This is a genomic window from Saccharopolyspora sp. NPDC000359 (assembly GCF_040300525.1).
Classification (GTDB): domain Bacteria; phylum Actinomycetota; class Actinomycetes; order Mycobacteriales; family Pseudonocardiaceae; genus Saccharopolyspora.
Map to the genome: position 1 here is coordinate 1 of NZ_JBEPDU010000036.1, position 19,326 is coordinate 19,326.

Below are 19,326 nucleotides of genomic sequence, written 5' to 3' on the forward strand. Positions count from 1 at the left end.
CTGGCTCCGGCGCCCCGCCCTGGGCTCACCCCCCCCCCGCCGCCTCCGGCGCACCCACTTCATTCGCCCCCCCCCCCCCCCCCCCCCCCCCCCCCCCCCCCCCCCCCCCCACGCCCACACCACCCGTTCGGTCCCCTCGGCGAAGGGCACCCTGGCACCCGTTCGGGTGACGGGCGCGCGGGTGCAGCTGAACGCGAAGGGCACCTGCCACCTGTGCGGTGGAGGTGCCCTTCGCGTTGTGCGGAAGTTCTCACTCCTCGCGGGCCGGGCGGGCCTCCGGGGGAAGCACGCCCCAGTCGATGAGCTGCTCGGTGAGCTCTCCTGGCGTCATGTCGTAGATGATGGCCAGGGATCGCAGGTCCTCGGTGCGGATGGACAGCACCTTGCCGTTGTAGTCACCGCGCTGGCTCTGGATGGTTGCCGCGTAGCGGGCCAGCGGGCCCACCTTCTCCGCGGGCAGTTGCTGCAGCCGTTCCAGGTTGATCACGACTTTGGTGGCGGGCTCGGCACCGGATGGCACCCGCCCCTCCGGAAGCAGTTCCGCGACCGGAACCCCGTAGAAGTCGGCCAGCTCGGCCAGCTTCTGCACGGTCACCGCACGGTCGCCGCGCTCATAGGACCCGACGACCACGGCCTTCCACCGCCCGCCAGACTTCTGCTCGACGCCGTGCAGCGACAGACCCTGCTGCTGGCGGATAGCGCGGAGCTTGCTGCCCAGCGCCTTGGCGTAGTCGCCCATGTGGCGTTTCTCCGTTCGTTCGCCCCGTCAGCCGATAGTGCCGACCGGGGAGCAAAGCTCAGATCGATACGGAGAGTAATGTTCGCTCGCCAGCGTCACCAGGTCAAGTTGGTCTTTGTTGGCAATGGGGCGAGTCCCACCACACCACCCGGTCGATTGACCGGAGAACGCTGATAGCGTACGGGTCAGCCCGGTGGTCCGCTGGAGTTCGCGCAACGGCGACTGCGGGGCAGGTCACACACCATCCTTTAAGGATCCGTCCAGTGAGGCGGAGAAGGAGGTCGCACCGTGGCGTCACGCCAACCGGCGGGCGCGGCGGACCCGGTCGGGCAGCGGGAGCTGCTCTCCACCGGTGACGTTGCGCGCACGATTGCCCGGATCGCTCACCAGATCATCGAGAAGACCGCCCTGGACACCGGCGGCAGCGACGTCGTGCTGCTGGGCATCCCGACCAGGGGGACCCCGCTGGCGCGGCGGCTGGCCGCGAAGATCAGCGAGTTCAGCGGGGTGACGGTGCCCACCGGCACCCTGGACATCACGCTCTACCGGGACGACCTGCGCAAGCGCCCGAACCGCCCGCTGGAGCCCACCGACCTGCCGGTCGAGGGCATCGACAACGCCCTGGTCGTCCTCGTCGACGACGTGCTGTTCTCCGGCCGCACCGTGCGCGCCGCGCTCGACGCCCTGCGCGACCAGGGCCGCCCCCGCGCCGTGCAGCTGGCCGTGCTGGTCGACCGCGGGCACCGCGAACTGCCGATCCGCGCCGACTACGTCGGCAAGAACATCCCCACCTCGCGCTCCGAGGACGTCGCCGTGCAGCTCGCGGAGTCCGACGGCGAGGACCGCGTGGTGCTGCGGCGCGACGGGGGGAACGAGTGATGCGCCACCTGCTGTCGACCGAGGGCTTGGACGCCACCACCGCGACCAGCGTCCTCGACACCGCCGACACGCTCAAGCAGACGCTGCTGGGGCGCGAGGTGAAGAAGCTGCCGACGTTGCGCGGGCGCACGGTGGTGACCCTGTTCTACGAGAACTCCACGCGCACCCGGGTCTCCTTCGAGGTCGCCGGGAAGTGGATGAGCGCCGACGTGATCAACGTCTCGGCCAGCAGCTCGTCGGTGGGCAAGGGCGAGTCGCTGCGCGACACCGCGCTGACGCTGGCCGCCGCGGGTGCGGACTGCGTGATCATTCGGCACCCGGCCTCGGGCGCCGCGCACCGGCTGGCCGGGTGGCTGGACGAGGTCGGCACCCAGGTCGTCAACGCCGGTGACGGCATGCACGAGCACCCGACCCAGGCGCTGCTGGACGCCGCGACGCTGCGGGAGCGGCTGGGCGAGCTGTCCGGCCGCCGCATCGCCATCGTCGGTGACCTGCTGCACAGCCGGGTGGCGCGCTCCAACGTGCACCTGCTGCGCACCCTGGGCGCCGAGGTGGTGCTGGTGGCGCCGCCGACGCTGGTGCCCGCGGGCGCCGACCAGTGGGGCGCGGAGGTGCGCCACGACCTGGACCCGGAGCTGCCGAAGCTGGACGCGGTGATGATGCTGCGCGTCCAGGCCGAGCGCATGCACGGCGGCTTCTTCCCGTCGGCCCGCGAGTACTCGATCGCCTACGGGCTCAACCAGTCGAGGCTGGACAAGCTCCCGGAGCACGCGGTCGTGCTGCACCCCGGCCCGATGCTGCGCGGCATGGAGATCGCCCCGGCGGTGGCCGACTCCCCGCGAGCCGCCATCACCCAGCAGGTCAGCAACGGCGTGCACGTCCGGATGGCGGTTCTCTACCACCTCCTCGCAGGAGAGGAGCTCGGAGCATGAGTGCACAAGTCATGCACGCCCCCACCCCCGGGGACCGCGCAGCAACCCGCCTCGGAGAGGCCAAGCAGCGCGAGGTCGCTACCAGCCCCAGCGACTGGGCGGAGCTGGATGTGAGTCGTCCTGTCGTCGAGGGCGCCCTGCTCACCCGCATCGATGGGAACCGCGAAGCGACCCGGCCGTGGCGGGCTGCGAAGCGCGAGGTCGTCCCCGGGCACGACGACTGCTGTGCGGCGGTGCCGGCGCTGGAAGCGGGTCGTCTTGTCGCAACGGGAGGCCCGCGCAACCGCACCTCAGGGGACCGTGACGCAACCCAACCACGGACACCCCGGAACGCGAGATCGCCCCAGCCCGCAACCACCACTGCGAATCCCGGGGAGGCGGAACTGTGAGCCGCTTGCTGGTGAAGGAAGTCCGCCCGTACGGCGAGGGCGACCCGGTCGACGTGCTGGTCGAGGGCGAGGTCATCGCCCGGGTCGGGGCGGGCCTGGAGGTCGACGCCGACGAGATCGTGCACGCCGGTGGCGCGGTGCTGCTGCCGGGCTTCGTGGACCTGCACACCCACCTGCGGGAGCCGGGCCGCGAGGACGCCGAGACCGTCGAGACCGGCTCGGCCGCCGCGGCGTTGGGCGGCTACACCGCCGTGTTCGCGATGGCCAACACCGATCCGGTCGCCGACAACGCGGTGGTCGTCGAGCACGTGTGGCGGCGCGGCCGCGAGGTCGGCCTGGTCGACGTGCACCCGGTCGGTGCGGTGACCGTCGGGCTCCAGGGCGAGAAGCTCGCCGAGCTGGGCACCATGCGCCGCTCGGCCGCCGAGGTCCGCGTCTTCTCCGACGACGGCCACTGCGTGCACGACCCGCTGATCATGCGCCGCGCGCTGGAGTACACCAAGTCCTTCGGCGGCCTGGTCGCGCAGCACGCCGAGGAGCCGCGCCTGACCGTGGGCGCGCAGGCGCACGAGGGCGCCAACGCCGCGCGGCTGGGCTTGGCCGGGTGGCCCGCCCCGGCGGAGGAGGCGATCGTCGCGCGCGACTGCCTGCTCGCCGGGCACACCGGCGGCACGCTGCACATCTGCCACGTCTCCACCTCCGGCACCGCCGACATCCTGCGCTGGTGGAAGTCGCGGGAGACCGCCGGGCGGGTGTCGGCCGAGGTCACCCCGCACCACCTGCTGCTCACCGACGACCGGCTGGCGACCTACGACCCGGTCAACAAGGTCAACCCGCCGCTGCGCACCGACGCCGACGTGCTGGCGCTGCGCCAGGCGCTGGCCGACGGCACCGTGGACTGCGTGGCCACCGACCACGCGCCGCACGCCGCGCAGGACAAGGACTGCGAGTGGTCCGCCGCCAAGCCCGGCATGCTCGGCCTGCAGACCGCGCTCGGCATCGTGGTGCGGACGATGGTGCGCTCCGGCCTGCTGGACTGGCGCGGGGTCGCGCGGGTGATGAGCGAACGCCCGGCCGAGATCGCCGGGCTGGCCGACCAGGGTCGGCCGGTCGCGGAGGGCGAACCGGCCAACCTGGTGCTGGTCGACCCGGACGCCGAGTGGACGGTGCGCGGCGCTGAGCTGGCCAGCCTGGGGCAGAACTCGCCGTTCGACGGCATGCAGCTACCGGGCCGGGTGGTCGCGACGTTGCTGCGCGGACGGCTCACCGCGCACGAGGGCAAGGTGAGGCGCTGATGGAACGCACCCTGTGGGTGGTCGGACTGGTCGCGCTGGCCGCGCTGGTGTTCTTCGGGATGTGGCGGGGGTGGCACAACCGGGCCCGCCGCCAGGCCGCTGAGCTGCCGGACTTCCCCGCCCCGCCGGGCGAACCAGGCTCCGAGCTGCGCCCCGCCGCCACCGGCATGTACGTCGGCACCACCAGGGCCACCGACTGGCAGGACCGTATCGCGGTCGGCGACATCGGCCACCGTGCCAACGGCAGCGCGCACCTGCACGCCACCGGCCTGCTGATCAAGCGGACCGGGGCCAGCGACCTGTGGATCCCGGCGGAGTCGGTGGTCGACTGCCGCCTGGACCACAAGCTGGCCAACAAGGTGGTGCCCGGCGCCGGGCTCGTCGTGGTGACCTGGCGGCTCGGCGAGGTGCTGCTGGACACCGGCTTCCGCGGCGACGACAAGGACGCGCAGACCGAGTGGGTCGAGGCGATCCGCGCCCTGGCCCCCGCCGACGAGGCCGTGGACCCGGCGCCCGCACGACCCGAAGAATCGACCGGCGGCTCGGCTGAGTCGCGGCAGGAGGAGAAATGAGCGACCAGACCCCGGCCGCGCTGGTGCTGGAGGACGGCCGGATCTTCCGGGGGGAGGCCTACGGGAAGGTGGGCCGCACCCTCGGCGAGGTCGTGTTCACCACCGGCATGACCGGCTACCAGGAGACCCTGACCGACCCCTCCTACCACCGCCAGATCGTGGTGCAGACCGCGCCGCAGATCGGAAACACCGGGTGGAACGACGAGGACGACGAGTCCGCGCGCATCTGGGTCGCCGGCTACGCCGTGCGCGACCCCGCGCGGCGGCCGTCGAACTGGCGCTCCCGCCGCTCCCTGGACGAGGAGCTGGCGCGACAGGGCATCGTCGGCATCGCCGGGATCGACACCCGCACCCTGACCCGGCACGTCCGCGAGCTGGGTGCGATGCGCGGCGGCATCTTCTCCGGCCCGGAGCTGGGCCGCGACGACGAAATGGTCGCCGCGGTCGAGGCCAGCGCGGAGATGGTCGGCGCCTCGCTGGCCGGTGACGTCACCACCGCCGAGCCCTACGTGGTCCCGGCGATCGGGCAGAAGCGGTTCACCGTGGCGGCGCTGGACCTGGGCATCAAGTCCAACACGCCGCGGATGATGGCCGAGCGCGGCATCGAGGTGCACGTGCTGCCGCTGGCCTCGACCCTGGACGAGGTGCTGTCGATCGGCGCGGACGGGCTGTTCCTGTCCAACGGCCCCGGCGACCCGGCCACCACCGACGCGCAGGTCGAGCTGACCCGCCAGGCGCTGGACAGGAAGCTGCCGCTGTTCGGCATCTGCTTCGGCAACCAGATCCTCGGCCGCGCGCTGGGCCGCGGCACCTACAAGCTGCGCTACGGCCACCGGGGCATCAACATCCCGGTGATCGACGCCGAGACCGGCAAGGTCGCGATCACCGCGCAGAACCACGGCTTCGCCGTGGAGGGCGAGCCGGGCGAGCAGTTCGACACCGACTTCGGCCGCGCGGCGGTCAGCCACCACTGCGCGAACGACGGTGCGGTCGAGGGCCTGCGGCTGCTCGACGGCCCCGCGTTCAGCGTCCAGTACCACCCCGAGGCGGCGGCGGGCCCGCACGACGCCGCGCCGCTGTTCGACAAGTTCGTTGACCTGATGACGGAGACCCGCTGATGCCGAAGAGGACTGATATCAAGCACGTGCTCGTCATCGGGTCCGGGCCGATCGTGATCGGTCAGGCCTGCGAGTTCGACTACTCGGGCACCCAGGCGTGCCGGGTGCTGCGGGAGGAGGGCATCCGGGTCTCGCTGGTGAACTCCAACCCGGCGACGATCATGACCGACCCGGAGTTCGCCGACGCCACCTACATCGAGCCGATCACCCCGGAGTTCGTGGAGAAGGTGATCGCGGCCGAGCGGCCGGACGCCATCCTGGCCACGCTGGGCGGGCAGACCGCGCTGAACACCGCGATGGCCCTGCACGAGCGCGGGGTGCTGGAGAAGTACGGCGTCGAGCTGATCGGTGCCGACGTGGAGGCGATCCAGCGCGGCGAGGACCGCCAGCGCTTCAAGGACATCGTGCGCACCGTGGGCGGCGAGGTGCCGGAGTCGGCGGTGTGCAAGTCCATGGCGGACGTGCGGGCGTTCGTCGACGCGCACAGCCTGCCGGTGGTCATCCGGCCCAGCTTCACCATGGGCGGCCTGGGTTCGGGCATGGCGCACACCGAGGACGAGCTGGAGCGGATGGCCTCCTTCGGGCTGTCGGAGTCCCCGGTGCACGAGGTGCTGATCGAGGAGAGCGTCCTCGGTTGGAAGGAGTACGAGCTCGAGCTGATGCGCGACCACGCCGACAACGTGGTGGTGATCTGCTCGATCGAGAACATCGACGCGATGGGCGTGCACACCGGTGACTCGGTCACGGTGGCGCCGTCGATGACGCTGACCGACCGCGAGTACCAGCACATGCGCAACGTGGGCATCGCGGTGCTGCGCGAGGTCGGGGTGGACACCGGTGGCTGCAACATCCAGTTCGCCATCCACCCGGAGACCGGCCGGATGGTCGTCATCGAGATGAACCCGCGGGTGTCGCGTTCCTCGGCGCTGGCGTCGAAGGCGACCGGGTTCCCGATCGCCAAGATCGCCGCGAAGCTGGCGGTGGGCTACACGCTGGACGAGATCCGCAACGACATCACCGGCGAGACCCCGGCGAGCTTCGAGCCGACGCTGGACTACGTGGTGGTGAAGGTGCCGCGGTTCGCCTTCGAGAAGTTCCCGGGCGCGGACCAGGAGCTGACCACGACGATGAAGAGCGTCGGCGAGGCCATGGCGGTGGGCCGCAGCTTCTCCGAGGCGCTGGGCAAGGCGCTGCGCTCGATGGAGACCAAGGCGGCGGGCTTCTGGACCAAGCCGGACCCCGAGGGCACCACCGTCGAGTCCACTTTGGAGCAGCTGCGCACCCCGCACGACGGCCGCCTCTACAACGTGGAGCGCGCGCTGCGGCTGGGCGCCACGGTGGAGCAGGTGCGGGAGGCCTCGGGCATCGACCCGTGGTTCGTCGACCAGGTCGCGGCGTGGGTGGAGCTGCGCGCCGAGGTGGTCGAGGCCCCGGTGCTGGACGCGGCGCTGCTGCGGCGGGCCAAGCGGGCCGGGCTGTCGGACCGCCAGATCGCCGCGCTGCGGCCGGAGCTGGCTGGTGAGGACGGCGTCCGCGCGCTGCGGCACCGACTGGGCGTGCGGCCGGTGTACAAGACGGTGGACACCTGCGCGGCCGAGTTCGCGGCCCGCACGCCGTACCACTACTCGGCCTACGAGTCCGACCCGGCGGCGGAGACGGAGGTCACCGAGCAGCGCGAGCGGCCGAAGGTGATCATCCTCGGCTCCGGCCCGAACCGCATCGGCCAGGGCATCGAGTTCGACTACTCCTGCGTGCACGCCGCGATGGCGCTGCGTGAGGCCGGGTACGAGACCGTGATGGTCAACTGCAACCCGGAGACGGTCTCCACCGACTACGACACCTCGGACCGGCTCTACTTCGAGCCGCTGACCTTCGAGGACGTGCTGGAGGTCGTGCACTCCGAGCAGCAGTCCGGCACGGTCGCGGGCGTGATCGTGCAGCTGGGCGGCCAGACACCGCTGGGCCTGGCCAAGCGGCTGGCCGAGGCCGGGGTGCCGGTCGTGGGCACCCCGCCGGAGGCGATCCACCTGGCCGAGGACCGCGGCGCGTTCGGCGACGTGCTGGCCGGGGCGGGCCTGCCCGCGCCGAAGTACGGCACCGCGACGTCCTTCGAGGGCGCCAAGCGGATCGCCGACGAGATCGGCTACCCGGTGCTGGTGCGGCCGTCCTACGTGCTCGGCGGGCGCGGCATGGAGATCGTCTACGACGAGGCCTCGCTGGAGGACTACATCGCCCGGGCCACCGAGGTCACCCCGGAACACCCGGTGCTGGTGGACAACTTCCTCGACGACGCCATCGAGATCGACGTGGACGCGCTGTGCGACGGCACCGACGTCTACCTCGGCGGCGTGATGGAGCACATCGAGGAGGCGGGCATCCACTCCGGCGACTCGGCGTGCGCGCTGCCGCCGATCACGTTGGGGCGCCAGGACATCGAGATGGTGCGGCGGTCCACTGAGGCCATCGCCCGCGGCATCGGCGTGCACGGCCTGCTCAACGTGCAGTACGCGCTCAAGGACGACGTGCTGTACGTGCTGGAGGCCAACCCGCGCGCCTCGCGGACCGTGCCGTTCGTGTCCAAGGCGACCGCCGCGCCGCTGGCCAAGGCCGCCGCGCGGATCATGCTCGGCGCCAAGATCGCCGACCTGCGCGCGGAGGGCATGCTGCCGGGCGAGGGCGACGGCGCGGACCTGCCGATCGACGCGCCGGTGGCGGTCAAGGAAGCGGTGCTGCCGTTCCACCGGTTCCGCACCCGCGAGGGCATCGGGGTGGACTCGCTGCTCGGGCCGGAGATGAAGTCGACCGGCGAGGTGATGGGCATCGACACCTCGTTCGGGCAGGCCTTCGCCAAGTCGCAGGCCGGCGCCTACGGGTCGCTGCCAACCTCCGGCAAGGTGTTCGTCTCGGTGGCCAACAAGGACAAGCGGTCGCTGGTGTTTCCGGTCAAGCGGCTGGCGGACCTGGGCTTCGAGATCCTGGCGACCAGCGGCACCTCGGAGGTGCTGCGGCGCAACGGGATCCCGTCGACGGTGGTGGCCAAGCACATCGAGAAGGTCGACGGGGAGCGCGACATCGTCGAGCTGGTCAAGGCCGGCGAGGTCGACATGGTGATCAACACCCCGTACGGCAACCCGGGCCCGCGGGTCGACGGCTACGAGATCCGCACCGCAGCGGTGTCCCGCGACATCCCGTGCATCACCACGGTGCAGGGCGCGGCCGCCGCGGTGCAGGGCATCGAGGCCGCGATCCAGGGCAACATCGGGGTCCGGCCGCTGCAGGCGCTGCAGGCGGCGCTGCGGCAGGGCGGTGAGCAGCGATGACCGCCCCGCTGCGGGCGTCCTTCGGCCAGCGGCTGACCGACGCGGTGCGGGCCCGCGGCCCGCTGTGCGTGGGCATCGACCCGCACCCGTCGCTGCTGCTGGCCTGGGACCTCGACGAGTCGCCCGCCTCGCTGGAGCGGTTCGCGATGACCGCGGTGGAGGCGCTGGCCGGTGAGGTCGCGCTGCTCAAGCCGCAGTCGGCGTTCTTCGAGGTGTACGGCTCGGCCGGGATCGCGGTGCTGGAGAAGGTGGTCCGCGAGGCGCAGCAGGCCGGTGCGCTGGTGCTGCTGGACGTCAAGCGCGGCGACATCGGTTCGACCATGACGGCTTACGCGATGGCCTACCTGGACGAGCACGCCCCGCTGGCGGCGGACGCGATCACCATCTCGCCGTACCTGGGCTACGACGCGCTGGCCCCGGCGATCGGCATGGCCGAGCAGACCGGTCGCGGCGTGTTCGTGCTGGCCCGCACCTCCAACCCGGAGGCGGCGGGGCTGCAGCAGTCGATCCACGGCAGCGGTGACTCGGTCGCCCAGTACGTCGTGGACTCGGCGGCGGAGACGAACCTGGGCAGGACCCCGACGGGTCACGTCGGGGTGGTGGCGGGTGCCACGATCCAGCCCGGCGAGCTGGACTTCTCCCGGCTCAACGGCCCGATCCTGGCCCCCGGCCTGGGAGCCCAGGGGGCGACGGTGCGAACCCTGCGGGAGGTCTTCGGCGAAGCCCTGCCGAACGTCCTGCCCACGACGTCCCGCGACGTGCTCCGCCACGGCCCGACCCCGCAGGCCCTCCGGTCCGCGACCCACCGGATCCGCGACGAGGTGGCAGAACTCCTCCGCGGCTGATCCAGGGTGCAGGGCACCTTTCGCCGGCATGGTCGGCGAAAGGTGCCCTGCACGGTTCTGCGCGGTCGCCAGGGACGACCTCGCTGCGCCGGGAGTTCCCGGCACCGGGTGATTCGCTAGCGTGAAGGAGAACCGGGAAGGCCCGGGCCCGCGGTCGGCGGTCAGCTAATCTCGAACACAACAGTCGAGCCCTGGGGGTATTCGGTGACCGCTTCAGATCGCATCCAGGAGATGATGCGTCGTTTCGAAGAGCAGGCGCAGAAGGCGTCCGAGCTCCAGTCGGCAATCCAGGACATGCAGGGCACGGCCAGCAGCGCGGACCGCTCGGTGACGGTGACGGTGGCCGCGTCCGGTGCTGTGCTCGACCTCAAGCTCGCGCCGAACGCCGTCCGCCAGTCGGCCAACGAGCTGCAGCAGCAGATCATGGCCACGATCCGGCAGGCGACCTCGAACGCCGCCGAGCAGATGAACAACGCCGTGGCGCCGATCCTGGGGGACCAGTACGACCAGTTCCAGCAGGCGTTCAGCGCGCAGGCTCCAACGCTCCAGCCACCGGCCGACGACGGGGCCACCCCTGAACCGCCCGCGGCTGCGGCTCCCCAGCGGGAGCAGGCACCGGGGTCGACGGCACCCAAGGGCGCACCGCGGCGCGCCGCCGCCGTCGACGACGATGACGACGACTTCTCCTCGAATTCCTTCCTGCGCTGAAGGGGGTTGCGGTGACTGACCTGAAGATGACGCCGGAGACCCTGCAGGGCCATGGGCAGGGCTCCGAGAGCCTGGCCGAGAAGTTCGGTCAGCTCGCCGACCTGCTCCACCAGGCGAGGGTGGACGACCAGTGCTTCGGTCCCATCGGTGAGGCGGTGGGCATCAGCAGCAAGTACTTCGAGAGCCTCGACCAGTGCCGGGAACTGGCGACCAAGGCCCAGGAGTTCCTGAAGAGCACCAAGCAGGCGCTGGACGACACGATCAGGGACTACGCCGACACTGAGCAGCAGATCTCCGAGCTGCTGGAGAAGGCGGGGGAGGACCTGGCGGGATGAGCGGGCCTGGCGACTTCCAGTCGTTGAACGAGGGCGACGGCAACTCGAAGAACTGGTTCGAGCAGGCCGCCGGTCGCGGTTCGTCGTTGGTGGGGGCCGGGCAGGACCTCGCCGACGCCTCGTCCCCGCCGGAGTGGGGTGTGGCGTCGGTTTCGGCCCGCGCCGAGCTGCTCACCTCGATGGCCAGCCCGGGGCAGGCCCTGATGGACAACGGCCTGGGCTTCCTGGTCTCGATCGTGCTCAGCCCGCTGATCGAGCTCGCCGAGTACGCGGTCGGCGACCCGGAGCAGATGCGTGCCACCGGTGAGGGCTGGGAGAAGGTCGCGACCTGGCTCGACGAGGTCGCCGAGCAGGAGAAGAACCGCGCCCAGGCCACCGCCGAGACCTGGGTCGGCAAGGACGGCGACGCCTTCCGCAAGCAGATGACGGAATTCGGCGACGGTGTCACGGCTTTGGCGCAGGACGTCCGCGACCTCAAGGGCACGCTGGACATGATCGCCGACATCTTCGACATGTTCGTCGAGTTCTTCATCCAGGTGGTCACGGAGCTGATCATCGGCCTGATCGTCCAGTGGCTGGCCGCGCTGGCGGCGTCCTGGATCACCGCTGGTGCCTCGGTGGGGGCGGCCAGCGCCGGTACCGCCGCCCAGGTCGGGGTTCAGGGCGGCCGCATCAGCGCCCGGATCGCGCAGGTGCAGGGCAAGCTCTACCAGCTGTTCCAGAAGCTGGAGCAGTTGTTGGTGCGGTTGCGCGGACCGCTCAAGAGCGTGCTGGACCGGGTCCACAACGTTCGCGGTGGCCAGATGCTGACCAACCACCTGGGGCGGCAGAACCCGGTGTTCGGCGTCGCGAAGCAGTTCGACCCCAACACCTTGGCGTCGACCACGTCGAACGTGTTCATGCGGGGGGCCACCGGCGAGAGCGCGCTGGCCGCCAACGTGAGCCAGCGGGTGATCGGCAGCGTCCTCGGCGGCCAGACCACTGTCGGGCGGGCAGCCATGTCGGCGGGCATGGACGTGGGCACCGACGCGGCCATCGAGCAGGGCGCCAACCACGTCTACGACACGGGCAAGGGCTGGTTCCAGGGTGACCTGTCCGAGGAAGACCGCCGAGCAGCTCAGGAGAAGGGTTTCTCGTGACGGTCGCGATGAGTGCGGAGTGATGCGGTGAGCAAGCGGGTCGGTGGGGTGCTGGCAGCTCGGCAGGGGTGGTGCCAGCCCGACGAGGTGGTCCGCTTCGCGGTGTCGGGCAACCTGTCCAGCACCCGGTTCGACGTCCACGGCCTGTCGTGGGAGGGCCGAGCGGGCGGTTCGGCGGCCGGTCGCGTGGTCACCGCGGTCGAGGACGTCGTGAACGCGTCGTCCGACCACGACAACCGGCTCCCCCCGCCGAGGATCGTCTGCTTCGGTCCCGGTCCGCAGTCGGAGATCATGCGGGCCACCCCCGCCGACGGTGCTGATGTCCCTGCCACCTGGGTGCTGACGTCGCACCGCTTCGCCCTGCTGGCGGAGGTCCCTCCTGCGGAGGACGCCGAGGAGGCCGCGGACTCGATCTGGCAGAAGGCCCGCAAGTTCGGTGCCGGGGTTCGGGACTTCTCCCGCGACGTGGTGGACGTCCTGCAGGACAAGAAGCTTGGTGACTACGCGGCGGGTGAACCGGTTCCGGTCGCGCCAGTCGCCGTCCGCGCGGAGTGGCCGGTGCAGCAGGTCCGGGCGGTCAGCCGGACGAACCGGAAGCTCCCGATCGGGTACGCCCCGCGCCAGGTCCCCGCGCTGCGCGTCGAGCTCGCCGACGGATCCGGCGTGGAATTGATCTCGCCGACGGAGGAGAACGTCGCACGCCTCGAAGCGATGGCGTTCGGACGGCAGTAGGAAGGCTCTCGTGCTGAAAGACCCGTTCAAACTGGAGAAGCTCGCGGCGCAGACGTGGTGCCGACAGGGCGAAGGACTGCTGATGCGGATCGGGCCGCGGTGGGGGCACGTGGCCTCCGACATCGGTGGCCGTCGACGAGCTCCGCACGAGCACGGCGGGCGGATCCCCCAGCAGAGCGCTGCGGTCCCGGACTGGCCGTTGCCCACCGAGGCGATCGCCACCGGGCGCTACCACGGGGACGAGTGGGTGCACGACCCGTCGATCTGGGCTTGGGCGCACGCGCCGAACCCGGCAGCCGCCGCGGCCGGAGTCGCCGACGGGCTCGCCGCGGGCGGCGCCGATGCCTGGTTGGTCCTGTCGAACCAGCGCATCGCGGTGGTCATGGCGGCGTCCGCGGCGAAGAAGCCGGAGCCAGCGGCGGAACAGCAGTCCGGGGGCTGGTTGTCGCGCGCGAAGTCGTTGGCCAAGGACGCCCAGTCCTTGGTGCAGTCGGAGGAGGAATCGCTGCTGACGCTGTGGGAAGGGCCCAGCGCGGTGATCCGACACTTCGGCGCGTTGCCGATGGGGCGCGATCTCGACCCCGCGTGGTTCGGGCAGGTCGCCTTCCAGGACCAGTCGACCCTGCTGATCCGGATGGACAACAAGGCCGCGGCGGAATCCGTCGTGTCCGCTGGGAATTCCTTCAAGGGGGCGTAGCGGGTGGCTGCTGAGGCGTGGCGGTGGACCGCTGGACGGGTGTCCGCTGTGCTGGTGCCGTGGTTGGTGATGGCCGGTGGGCTGGCGCTGATCAGGATCGAGCGAGAGGGGGCGCTGTCGTGGGTCGGGCTGGTTGTCGGCCTGATCGCCGCCGGGTACAGCTCGTTCTTCTGGGGCAAGTTCAGCGACAGCGACGGGGTCGCACGGGTGCGGCTCTCCGCGTTGGCCTGGGTCGCGCGGATCATCTGCCACGCGTTCTCCCTGCTTTTCCTGCTGGTCGCGCTTGTGTTCGTGCTGGTGTGAGCCGCCTCCGCCGCTAACCTGCCGGGCCGCTGCTGTCAACCCGTCTGCTCCGTAGTCGCGGTCCCCCGGACGTTCCGCCGGTGGGGTTTCCCGTTCGGCTAATGTCGGTTCTGGGAGCGCGATGACCGGAGGGGTCGATGGGTGAGGCACCTCTGCTGGGCGGGCGGTACCGGTTGGGTGCCCGCATCGGCAGTGGCGGGATGGCCGACGTGCACCGGGCGATGGACACCCGGTTGCAGCGGGTCGTGGCCGCGAAGGTGTTCCGCTCTGGTGCAGACGCCGCTGGGCGCGAGCGGTTCGCCGAGGAGGCTCGGACCCTCGCCGGGCTCAGCCACCCCGGCCTGGTCACGGTGCACGACTTCAGCGCCGGGCCCGACGAGCTGTACCTGATCATGGAGCTGGTCGAGGGCCGCACCCTCGCCGACGAGGTGCACTTCGGTCCGCTGCCGCCGCAGCGCGTGGCCGAGGTCGGTTCCCGGCTGGCCGACGTGCTGGCGCACGTGCACGACAACGGCATCGTGCACCGCGACGTCAAGCCCTCCAACGTGCTGATCGGTGGCGACGGCAGCGTCTACCTCGCCGACTTCGGCATCTCGCGGCTGGCCGCAGCGACCGCGCGCCGGACCAGCTCCGGAGTGCTCATCGGCACCGCCACCTACATGTCGCCGGAGCAGGTCAGCGGCGGCGAGGTCGGCTACCCGGCCGACGTCTACGCGCTGGGCCTGGTGCTGCTGGAGAGCGTGACGGGCCGCGTCGAGTACCCCGGGTCCGGGGCGGAGAGCGCGGTCGCGCGGTTGGTGCGCGCCCCGGAGGTCCCGCTGTCGCTGCCCACCGGACTGCACCGGGCGCTGCTGCTGATGACCGCGTCCGACCCGGCCAAGCGCCCGACCGCGGCCGAGTGCGCGGACCTGCTGGCGGGCCGGTCCACCGACATCATCCCGCGCATCCAGGGGGAGCCACCGCGCCCGGCGACCCAGCTGCTGCCGAAGCCCGAACCGCCGCGCCGCCGCAACCTGAAGCCGTGGCTGATCAGCGGCGCCGGGCTCGGGGTGCTGCTGGTGGCGTTGCTCGTGTTCCTCGCGCTGCCCCCGCTCCCGGATGCGCCCGCGCTGCCGCCGGTGTCCGGCCCGGCCGGGATGGAGCGGCTGCCGGAGGACCTCGCCAACCTGGAGGGACTGATCCGCTGATGAAGCGCCTCCTGCTGCCGGTCCTGCTGGTGGCGCTCGCCGGTTGCGGCAGCGCGCCACGCGCGATGGATCCGCAGATCCGCGAGCAGCTGCTCGGGCACGTGGAAGCGGTCAAGACCGCAGCGCAGCACAACGACCGGCCCGCCGCGGAGGCCGCGCTCGGCGACCTGCACCGCGCGATCGCCGAAGCCCAGGCCCGCGGCGAGCTCGCCACGGAGAACGCCCGGACGCTGCTCGCCGCGACCGAGCGGGTCGCCCAGGACGTCCGCACCATGCCGCTGCCGGAACCCCCGGCCCCGGTCACCGTGACGGTCGAGCCCGCCCCGCCACCGGTCGTCGCACCACCCGCCCCGGAGCCCGGCCAGCACGGGCGGGAGCGGGCCGAGGAGCAGGCCAGGAAGTGGCAGGAGATGCGCGAGGCCTGGGAGCACAACCGCGAGGCGTGGCGGGAGGCCCGCGACGACCACGGCCGCCACAACGGGAAGAACAACGGGAACGGCGACGACTGAACGGGAAAGTTCCCGGACGCCGCGCAAGTGGTTGCACCAATTTCGCGGGGTGTGGCAGGGTTCGCTCGCACTGATCCGGTGCGGGCGGTCGCCCGCGACCCCGAGGAGGCGGAAGTTGCGCGAGGGACTCGCTGCGGGCGTGATCGCGGTAGGCCTGCTGCTGGCGGGCTGCAGTTCCGGCGCGACCCCGACCGACCAACCGGACGCCCCGGACCGAGCGGCCCCGGCGAAGTCCCTGAGCACGTCCGACCCGTGTGCCCTGCTCACCGACGACCAGCGCCAGGCCCTGTCCCTGGACCAGGAACCGAAGCCAGCGGACCGGGACGGCAAGCAGGGCTGCGAGTACGGCTCGGGCACCCCGGACGGCCCCGGCTGGTCGGCCTTCGCCGCGGTGGACACCGCGACGACCTACCAGCAGTTCACCGGGGACAACCAGGGCGCCCAACTGCTCGACGTCGCGGGCTACCCGACGGCCAAGGTCAACGACCCGTCGGGCTGCACCCTGGTGGTCGACGCGGCCGACTCCGGGACCCTCCGCGTCTCAGCCCTGGTCCGCCCCGGCGCCCCGGTCGAGGTAGGCGGCAGCTGCGACGCGGCGACCAGGGTCGTCGAGGAAGCCCTGAAAACCCTCCCGTCGGCGTAGCCGCCGATTTCGCGCGAAATCGCCATCCTCACGCGTCGGGTAGGTGTTGGAATGTGAGGCAGGACCTCGGAGGTCATTCCTGGCCGCAGAGGGCTTCCACGACGTCGCGGGCGTCGGAGCGGAAGGCCAGGTCGAGGAAGTAGAGCTTGTCGGCGAGGTCGGTCAGCTGGGCTCGGCTCGCCACGATCTCCGCGTCTCCCTGTTTGATCGCCACCTCATCGCGGATCAGCATGGTGACGACGACTTCGTCCCGGCGTCCGTCGGCCGGGATGTTCCAGCGAGCACACATGTTTCAGCCCTCCCGTGTCGGATGTTCGCTTGCGAGAAGGACTCTCCGGAGTTCCCGAGAGGGCACGCAACGATTCTTTCGGGTGACTGGGAGTGCTTGCCCCGCTGGAAACCAGTGATGGTGATCGGGGGAACTCAGATCGATTCCGAAACGGGGAGAGGCATGAACGGACGGCCAGGAGTCCCGGTCCGGGTGCGGCGGGTGTCGAGCGAACTGCGGGAGCTGCGGCTGCGGAGCGGCCTGCCAGCGGAGGAAGTCGCCGGTGCACTGGGTTTCTCGATGAGCAAGCTGAGCCGGATGGAGCACGGTCAACGCGGACTGCATGCGGATGACGTGGCGGCCTTGCTGGGCTTGTATCGAGTCCCGGCGCAGCGCCGCGAGGAGCTGCTCGCGCTGGTTCGCAGCGGCTCCGATCCGAACTGGTGGCAAGTGCAGGACGGCCGCTTGCCAGCGATGTGGTCGGACGTGATCAGGTTCGAGAAGGAAGCCATCGCCATCCGCAACTACGAGACGATGTTTGTCCCGGGCCTGCTCCAGGCTGCGGAGTACGTGGGGGCAATCGGTAGGGGTACCCAGCCCGACATCGGCGTTGACGAACTGGACACCCTCGTATCGGCTCGGTTGGGGCGCCAAGCGTTGCTGAGTCGGGCGGATGCTCCAGAGCTTGAAGTGCTGATCGAGCAGATCGTTCTTGAACGCCCGGTCGGCGGTGCGGACATCATGTACCGGCAGCTGCGACACCTGATGAACTCCGCGGAGTGCGACAACGTCACGATCCGCGTCCTTCCCACTGCGCTGGGAGCTCATCCTGGGATGGAAGGGCCGTTCGTGCTGCTGGAGTTCGCCAGCGAACCGACGCTTGTCTACCTGGAGCACCGGGGGAACAGTGCGTTCGTGGAGACCGCTGAACACGTCGCGTCAACAACGCTGACCTTGGAGTGGTTGCGCGACAGGGCCTTGTCGCCTGAGGATTCGGTCGGGCTCATCGCGGCCATCGCGCAGAGTCTCACCTGATGATCGACGAGGAGCGCACTGTGGTAGTCGATGACCTTCTCGGTGTTCGTTGGCGCAAGAGCAGCCGCAGCAGCATGCAGGGGAACTGCGTCGAGGTGGCGTTCATCGGCCGGGCCGTCGCGGCACGAGATTCCAAGGACCCTGACGGAGGCAAGCTGGTGCTGGACGCGGCGGTCTGGGGCTCCTTCCTCGGCGGCCTGCGGCGCGGGCGGTTCGACGCGTAAGCAAGCAGTGAAAACAATGCGGCATCCGGGCGACTCGGCCCGGGTGCCGCATTTTGTTGAGAATTCAACCATGATCTCTGGTAAGTTGACCGCCGTGCTTGCCAGGCCTGAGCGGGGCGACGGAGCTGCTGCGTGTGGGGCCCTGACCTGGTGCTTCGGGCTGGTTGCGAGTTGGTAGGGCTGAGCTGGCCTGTAGCTGACCTGCTGGAACTTCGAAACCCCTCCGCCGGTTCCGAGATCAGCTTCACTCGGATGTCGCAGTCTTCTTTGACCGACTTCGCCCCGAAACGACACCTCTGTGCGTTAACGTTTGCCCCGTTGGCAAGTGGATGGCCGTCGCCGGACCCCGCGACGGTTGGCGAACGAGGGGAGTTCGACTGTGTCCGAGGGGGACGGCGACCAGGTCCAGCTCGACGCAACGGACCAGGCGTACATGCAGCACCGGATGACCAGCGGTGGCCTCCAGGGCTTGTTCCCGGCGCATCAGGTCGGCGCCATTGCGGAGAGCTTCGCTCGTGCGGAGTCCAAGGCTGCCTTGGCTCAGTCGCAGGCGGCTGGCGGATCGATGATGATCGATCCCGACCAGGTGGACAACCTCGCCCGGTTCTTCCGCGAGGAAGCTCAGAACATGCTCGACCGACGTGACGCGGTGGCCGAGCTCGCCCTGGTCAACCCTGCTGGAGGGGATCCGGTCAGCACCCAGGTGGCCCCGGTTTACAGCCAGGTGGCTGCGGGCGGGGGCGGCGGCTATCTCGAGAACTACGAGAAGCTTGCCGAGTTCTTCTTCGCCACTGCGGAGAAGTTGACGGAAAGCGCCGGCCTTCAGCGCACGAACGATCAGAATTCTGCGGAGAGCATTGGTGGGGGAAGCCTTGCGTAAGGCTCTAGCGGTCAGCTCGTTGGCTCTTGCCCTTGTTGTCGCCGGTTGCGGTAGCAACCCGTCAGACAGCACGGGAGGTGGCGATGCCACGTCCGGGCAGGAGATGACAGAATCTTCGGCCACGTCGAAGCCCTCCGGGCCGCCGCGTACTGGGCCTGCGAAGGTGACCGATGTTGCGGACAAGTGCTCCATCGTGAACCAGCCCCAGTGGCAGAGTGAAGGGGCGGACCAGGCCCCGCGCGAGCTGGAGCTGAATGACCGGCTCGGTTGCAAGTACCAGCAGGGCCAGGCTGGCTCTGCTGGGTGGAGCGTGTTCGTCGCGGTGAACGGCGAAAGCTCCTATGACGAAGAGGTCAGCAAGCTGACCCAATCCACTGCCGCGGTGGACTTGGGCGGGTACCCGGCTGTCAAGTACGAGCTCGCTACGAACTGCATCCTGTACGCGAACATCTCTGACCAGGGTCTTCTGGTGGCGAATGCGGGAAGGAACAGCTCCAGCGCCACTGACGTGAACTTGTGTGAGCGGGCTGAGAAGTTCGCTCAGCTTGCAATCCAAAATCTTCCGGACGCGTGAGTG

General features: G+C 70.4%; 22 protein-coding genes. 20 read left to right on the top strand and 2 right to left on the bottom strand.

The window, feature by feature from the left end:
• Positions 1 to 250: 250 nt before the first annotated feature.
• Positions 251 to 739 carry a transcriptional regulator BldD gene (gene bldD, locus ABT324_RS22110; RefSeq protein ID WP_010311046.1) on the bottom strand — a complete coding sequence of 163 codons (489 nt, stop codon included), beginning with the start codon at positions 737 to 739 and terminating at the stop codon, positions 251 to 253.
• 288 nt (positions 740 to 1,027) lie between these two features.
• Between bldD and pyrR the strand changes: the two genes are divergently transcribed.
• The 16 genes from pyrR to ABT324_RS22190 all read left to right on the top strand — a co-directional run bounded on the left by pyrR (position 1,028) and on the right by ABT324_RS22190 (position 16,342).
• Positions 1,028 to 1,618 (top strand): bifunctional pyr operon transcriptional regulator/uracil phosphoribosyltransferase PyrR, encoded by a 591-nt coding sequence (pyrR, locus tag ABT324_RS22115; protein WP_351180651.1) that lies wholly within the window; start codon positions 1,028 to 1,030, stop codon positions 1,616 to 1,618.
• Complete coding sequence (locus tag ABT324_RS22120; protein ID WP_351180654.1) at positions 1,618 to 2,550, top strand: aspartate carbamoyltransferase catalytic subunit; 933 nt, start codon at positions 1,618 to 1,620, stop codon at positions 2,548 to 2,550. Before pyrR ends, ABT324_RS22120 begins: the two co-directional genes overlap by 1 nt.
• A gap of 385 nt (positions 2,551 to 2,935) precedes the next feature.
• The gene (locus ABT324_RS22125; protein ID WP_351180657.1) at positions 2,936 to 4,234 is read left to right on the top strand and encodes a dihydroorotase; all 1,299 of its coding nucleotides are present in this window, start codon (positions 2,936 to 2,938) and stop codon (positions 4,232 to 4,234) included.
• On the top strand, positions 4,234 to 4,806 hold the full coding sequence (locus ABT324_RS22130) for a PH-like domain-containing protein (protein ID WP_351180660.1): 573 nt from the start codon (positions 4,234 to 4,236) through the stop codon (positions 4,804 to 4,806). The genes ABT324_RS22125 and ABT324_RS22130 overlap by 1 nt, the downstream gene beginning before the upstream one ends.
• On the top strand, positions 4,803 to 5,924 hold the full coding sequence (carA, locus tag ABT324_RS22135; RefSeq protein WP_351180663.1) for a glutamine-hydrolyzing carbamoyl-phosphate synthase small subunit: 1,122 nt from the start codon (positions 4,803 to 4,805) through the stop codon (positions 5,922 to 5,924). The genes ABT324_RS22130 and carA overlap by 4 nt, the downstream gene beginning before the upstream one ends.
• On the top strand, positions 5,924 to 9,244 hold the full coding sequence (gene carB / locus ABT324_RS22140) for a carbamoyl-phosphate synthase large subunit (protein WP_351180666.1): 3,321 nt from the start codon (positions 5,924 to 5,926) through the stop codon (positions 9,242 to 9,244). The genes carA and carB overlap by 1 nt, the downstream gene beginning before the upstream one ends.
• Positions 9,241 to 10,089: an orotidine-5'-phosphate decarboxylase gene (pyrF, locus tag ABT324_RS22145; protein WP_351180669.1), complete on the top strand. Its 849-nt coding sequence runs from the start codon at positions 9,241 to 9,243 to the stop codon at positions 10,087 to 10,089. Before carB ends, pyrF begins: the two co-directional genes overlap by 4 nt.
• A gap of 204 nt (positions 10,090 to 10,293) precedes the next feature.
• On the top strand, positions 10,294 to 10,797 hold the full coding sequence (locus ABT324_RS22150) for a YbaB/EbfC family nucleoid-associated protein (protein WP_351180672.1): 504 nt from the start codon (positions 10,294 to 10,296) through the stop codon (positions 10,795 to 10,797).
• 11 nt (positions 10,798 to 10,808) lie between these two features.
• Positions 10,809 to 11,132, top strand: coding sequence for a hypothetical protein (locus ABT324_RS22155; RefSeq protein ID WP_351180674.1), 324 nt, complete (start codon positions 10,809 to 10,811; stop codon positions 11,130 to 11,132).
• Entirely contained in the window at positions 11,129 to 12,271 is a 1,143-nt protein-coding gene (locus ABT324_RS22160; RefSeq protein ID WP_351180676.1) for a WXG100 family type VII secretion target, read from the top strand. The genes ABT324_RS22155 and ABT324_RS22160 overlap by 4 nt, the downstream gene beginning before the upstream one ends.
• Before the next feature lie 27 nt (positions 12,272 to 12,298).
• Positions 12,299 to 13,003: a hypothetical protein gene (locus tag ABT324_RS22165; RefSeq protein ID WP_351180678.1), complete on the top strand. Its 705-nt coding sequence runs from the start codon at positions 12,299 to 12,301 to the stop codon at positions 13,001 to 13,003.
• Between the two features lie 10 nt (positions 13,004 to 13,013).
• Positions 13,014 to 13,700, top strand: a complete 687-nt coding sequence (locus ABT324_RS22170; protein WP_351180681.1) for a hypothetical protein — start codon at positions 13,014 to 13,016, stop codon at positions 13,698 to 13,700.
• A gap of 39 nt (positions 13,701 to 13,739) precedes the next feature.
• Positions 13,740 to 14,003, top strand: coding sequence for a hypothetical protein (locus ABT324_RS22175; protein WP_351180684.1), 264 nt, complete (start codon positions 13,740 to 13,742; stop codon positions 14,001 to 14,003).
• Between the two features lie 137 nt (positions 14,004 to 14,140).
• Positions 14,141 to 15,190: a serine/threonine-protein kinase gene (locus tag ABT324_RS22180; RefSeq protein WP_351180687.1), complete on the top strand. Its 1,050-nt coding sequence runs from the start codon at positions 14,141 to 14,143 to the stop codon at positions 15,188 to 15,190.
• Entirely contained in the window at positions 15,190 to 15,699 is a 510-nt protein-coding gene (locus tag ABT324_RS22185; RefSeq protein ID WP_351180690.1) for a hypothetical protein, read from the top strand. Before ABT324_RS22180 ends, ABT324_RS22185 begins: the two co-directional genes overlap by 1 nt.
• A 115-nt stretch (positions 15,700 to 15,814) precedes the next feature.
• Positions 15,815 to 16,342 (top strand): DUF3558 domain-containing protein, encoded by a 528-nt coding sequence (locus ABT324_RS22190; RefSeq protein ID WP_351180693.1) that lies wholly within the window; start codon positions 15,815 to 15,817, stop codon positions 16,340 to 16,342.
• Between the two features lie 73 nt (positions 16,343 to 16,415).
• Here the strand turns inward: ABT324_RS22190 and ABT324_RS22195 are convergent, their stop codons facing one another.
• The gene (locus ABT324_RS22195; protein ID WP_351180696.1) at positions 16,416 to 16,631 is read right to left on the bottom strand and encodes a hypothetical protein; all 216 of its coding nucleotides are present in this window, start codon (positions 16,629 to 16,631) and stop codon (positions 16,416 to 16,418) included.
• 201 nt (positions 16,632 to 16,832) lie between these two features.
• Between ABT324_RS22195 and ABT324_RS22200 the strand changes: the two genes are divergently transcribed.
• The 4 genes from ABT324_RS22200 (at position 16,833) to ABT324_RS22215 (ending at position 19,323) form a co-directional block, all read left to right on the top strand.
• Positions 16,833 to 17,645, top strand: a complete 813-nt coding sequence (locus tag ABT324_RS22200) for a helix-turn-helix domain-containing protein (RefSeq protein WP_351180699.1) — start codon at positions 16,833 to 16,835, stop codon at positions 17,643 to 17,645.
• Positions 17,645 to 17,869, top strand: a complete 225-nt coding sequence (locus ABT324_RS22205) for a DUF397 domain-containing protein (protein WP_351180702.1) — start codon at positions 17,645 to 17,647, stop codon at positions 17,867 to 17,869. Before ABT324_RS22200 ends, ABT324_RS22205 begins: the two co-directional genes overlap by 1 nt.
• A 379-nt stretch (positions 17,870 to 18,248) precedes the next feature.
• Positions 18,249 to 18,749, top strand: a complete 501-nt coding sequence (locus ABT324_RS22210; RefSeq protein WP_351180705.1) for a hypothetical protein — start codon at positions 18,249 to 18,251, stop codon at positions 18,747 to 18,749.
• Positions 18,730 to 19,323 (top strand): DUF3558 domain-containing protein, encoded by a 594-nt coding sequence (locus ABT324_RS22215; protein WP_351180708.1) that lies wholly within the window; start codon positions 18,730 to 18,732, stop codon positions 19,321 to 19,323. Before ABT324_RS22210 ends, ABT324_RS22215 begins: the two co-directional genes overlap by 20 nt.
• Positions 19,324 to 19,326 lie beyond the last annotated feature (3 nt).

Bases quoted from the DNA above. Each gene is read 5' to 3' on its own strand.
- ABT324_RS22180 (WP_351180687.1), top strand. From the start codon at position 14,141: ATGGGTGAGGCACCTCTGCTGGGCGGGCGGTACCGGTTGGGTGCCCGC.
- ABT324_RS22160 (WP_351180676.1), top strand. From the start codon at position 11,129: ATGAGCGGGCCTGGCGACTTCCAGTCGTTGAACGAGGGCGACGGCAAC.
- ABT324_RS22120 (WP_351180654.1), top strand. From the start codon at position 1,618: ATGCGCCACCTGCTGTCGACCGAGGGCTTGGACGCCACCACCGCGACC.
- ABT324_RS22130 (WP_351180660.1), top strand. From the start codon at position 4,234: ATGGAACGCACCCTGTGGGTGGTCGGACTGGTCGCGCTGGCCGCGCTG.
- pyrF (WP_351180669.1), top strand. From the start codon at position 9,241: ATGACCGCCCCGCTGCGGGCGTCCTTCGGCCAGCGGCTGACCGACGCG.
- ABT324_RS22185 (WP_351180690.1), top strand. From the start codon at position 15,190: ATGAAGCGCCTCCTGCTGCCGGTCCTGCTGGTGGCGCTCGCCGGTTGC.
- carA (WP_351180663.1), top strand. From the start codon at position 4,803: ATGAGCGACCAGACCCCGGCCGCGCTGGTGCTGGAGGACGGCCGGATC.
- ABT324_RS22205 (WP_351180702.1), top strand. From the start codon at position 17,645: ATGATCGACGAGGAGCGCACTGTGGTAGTCGATGACCTTCTCGGTGTT.
- ABT324_RS22195 (WP_351180696.1), bottom strand. From the start codon at position 16,631: ATGTGTGCTCGCTGGAACATCCCGGCCGACGGACGCCGGGACGAAGTC.
- bldD (WP_010311046.1), bottom strand. From the start codon at position 739: ATGGGCGACTACGCCAAGGCGCTGGGCAGCAAGCTCCGCGCTATCCGC.
- carB (WP_351180666.1), top strand. From the start codon at position 5,924: ATGCCGAAGAGGACTGATATCAAGCACGTGCTCGTCATCGGGTCCGGG.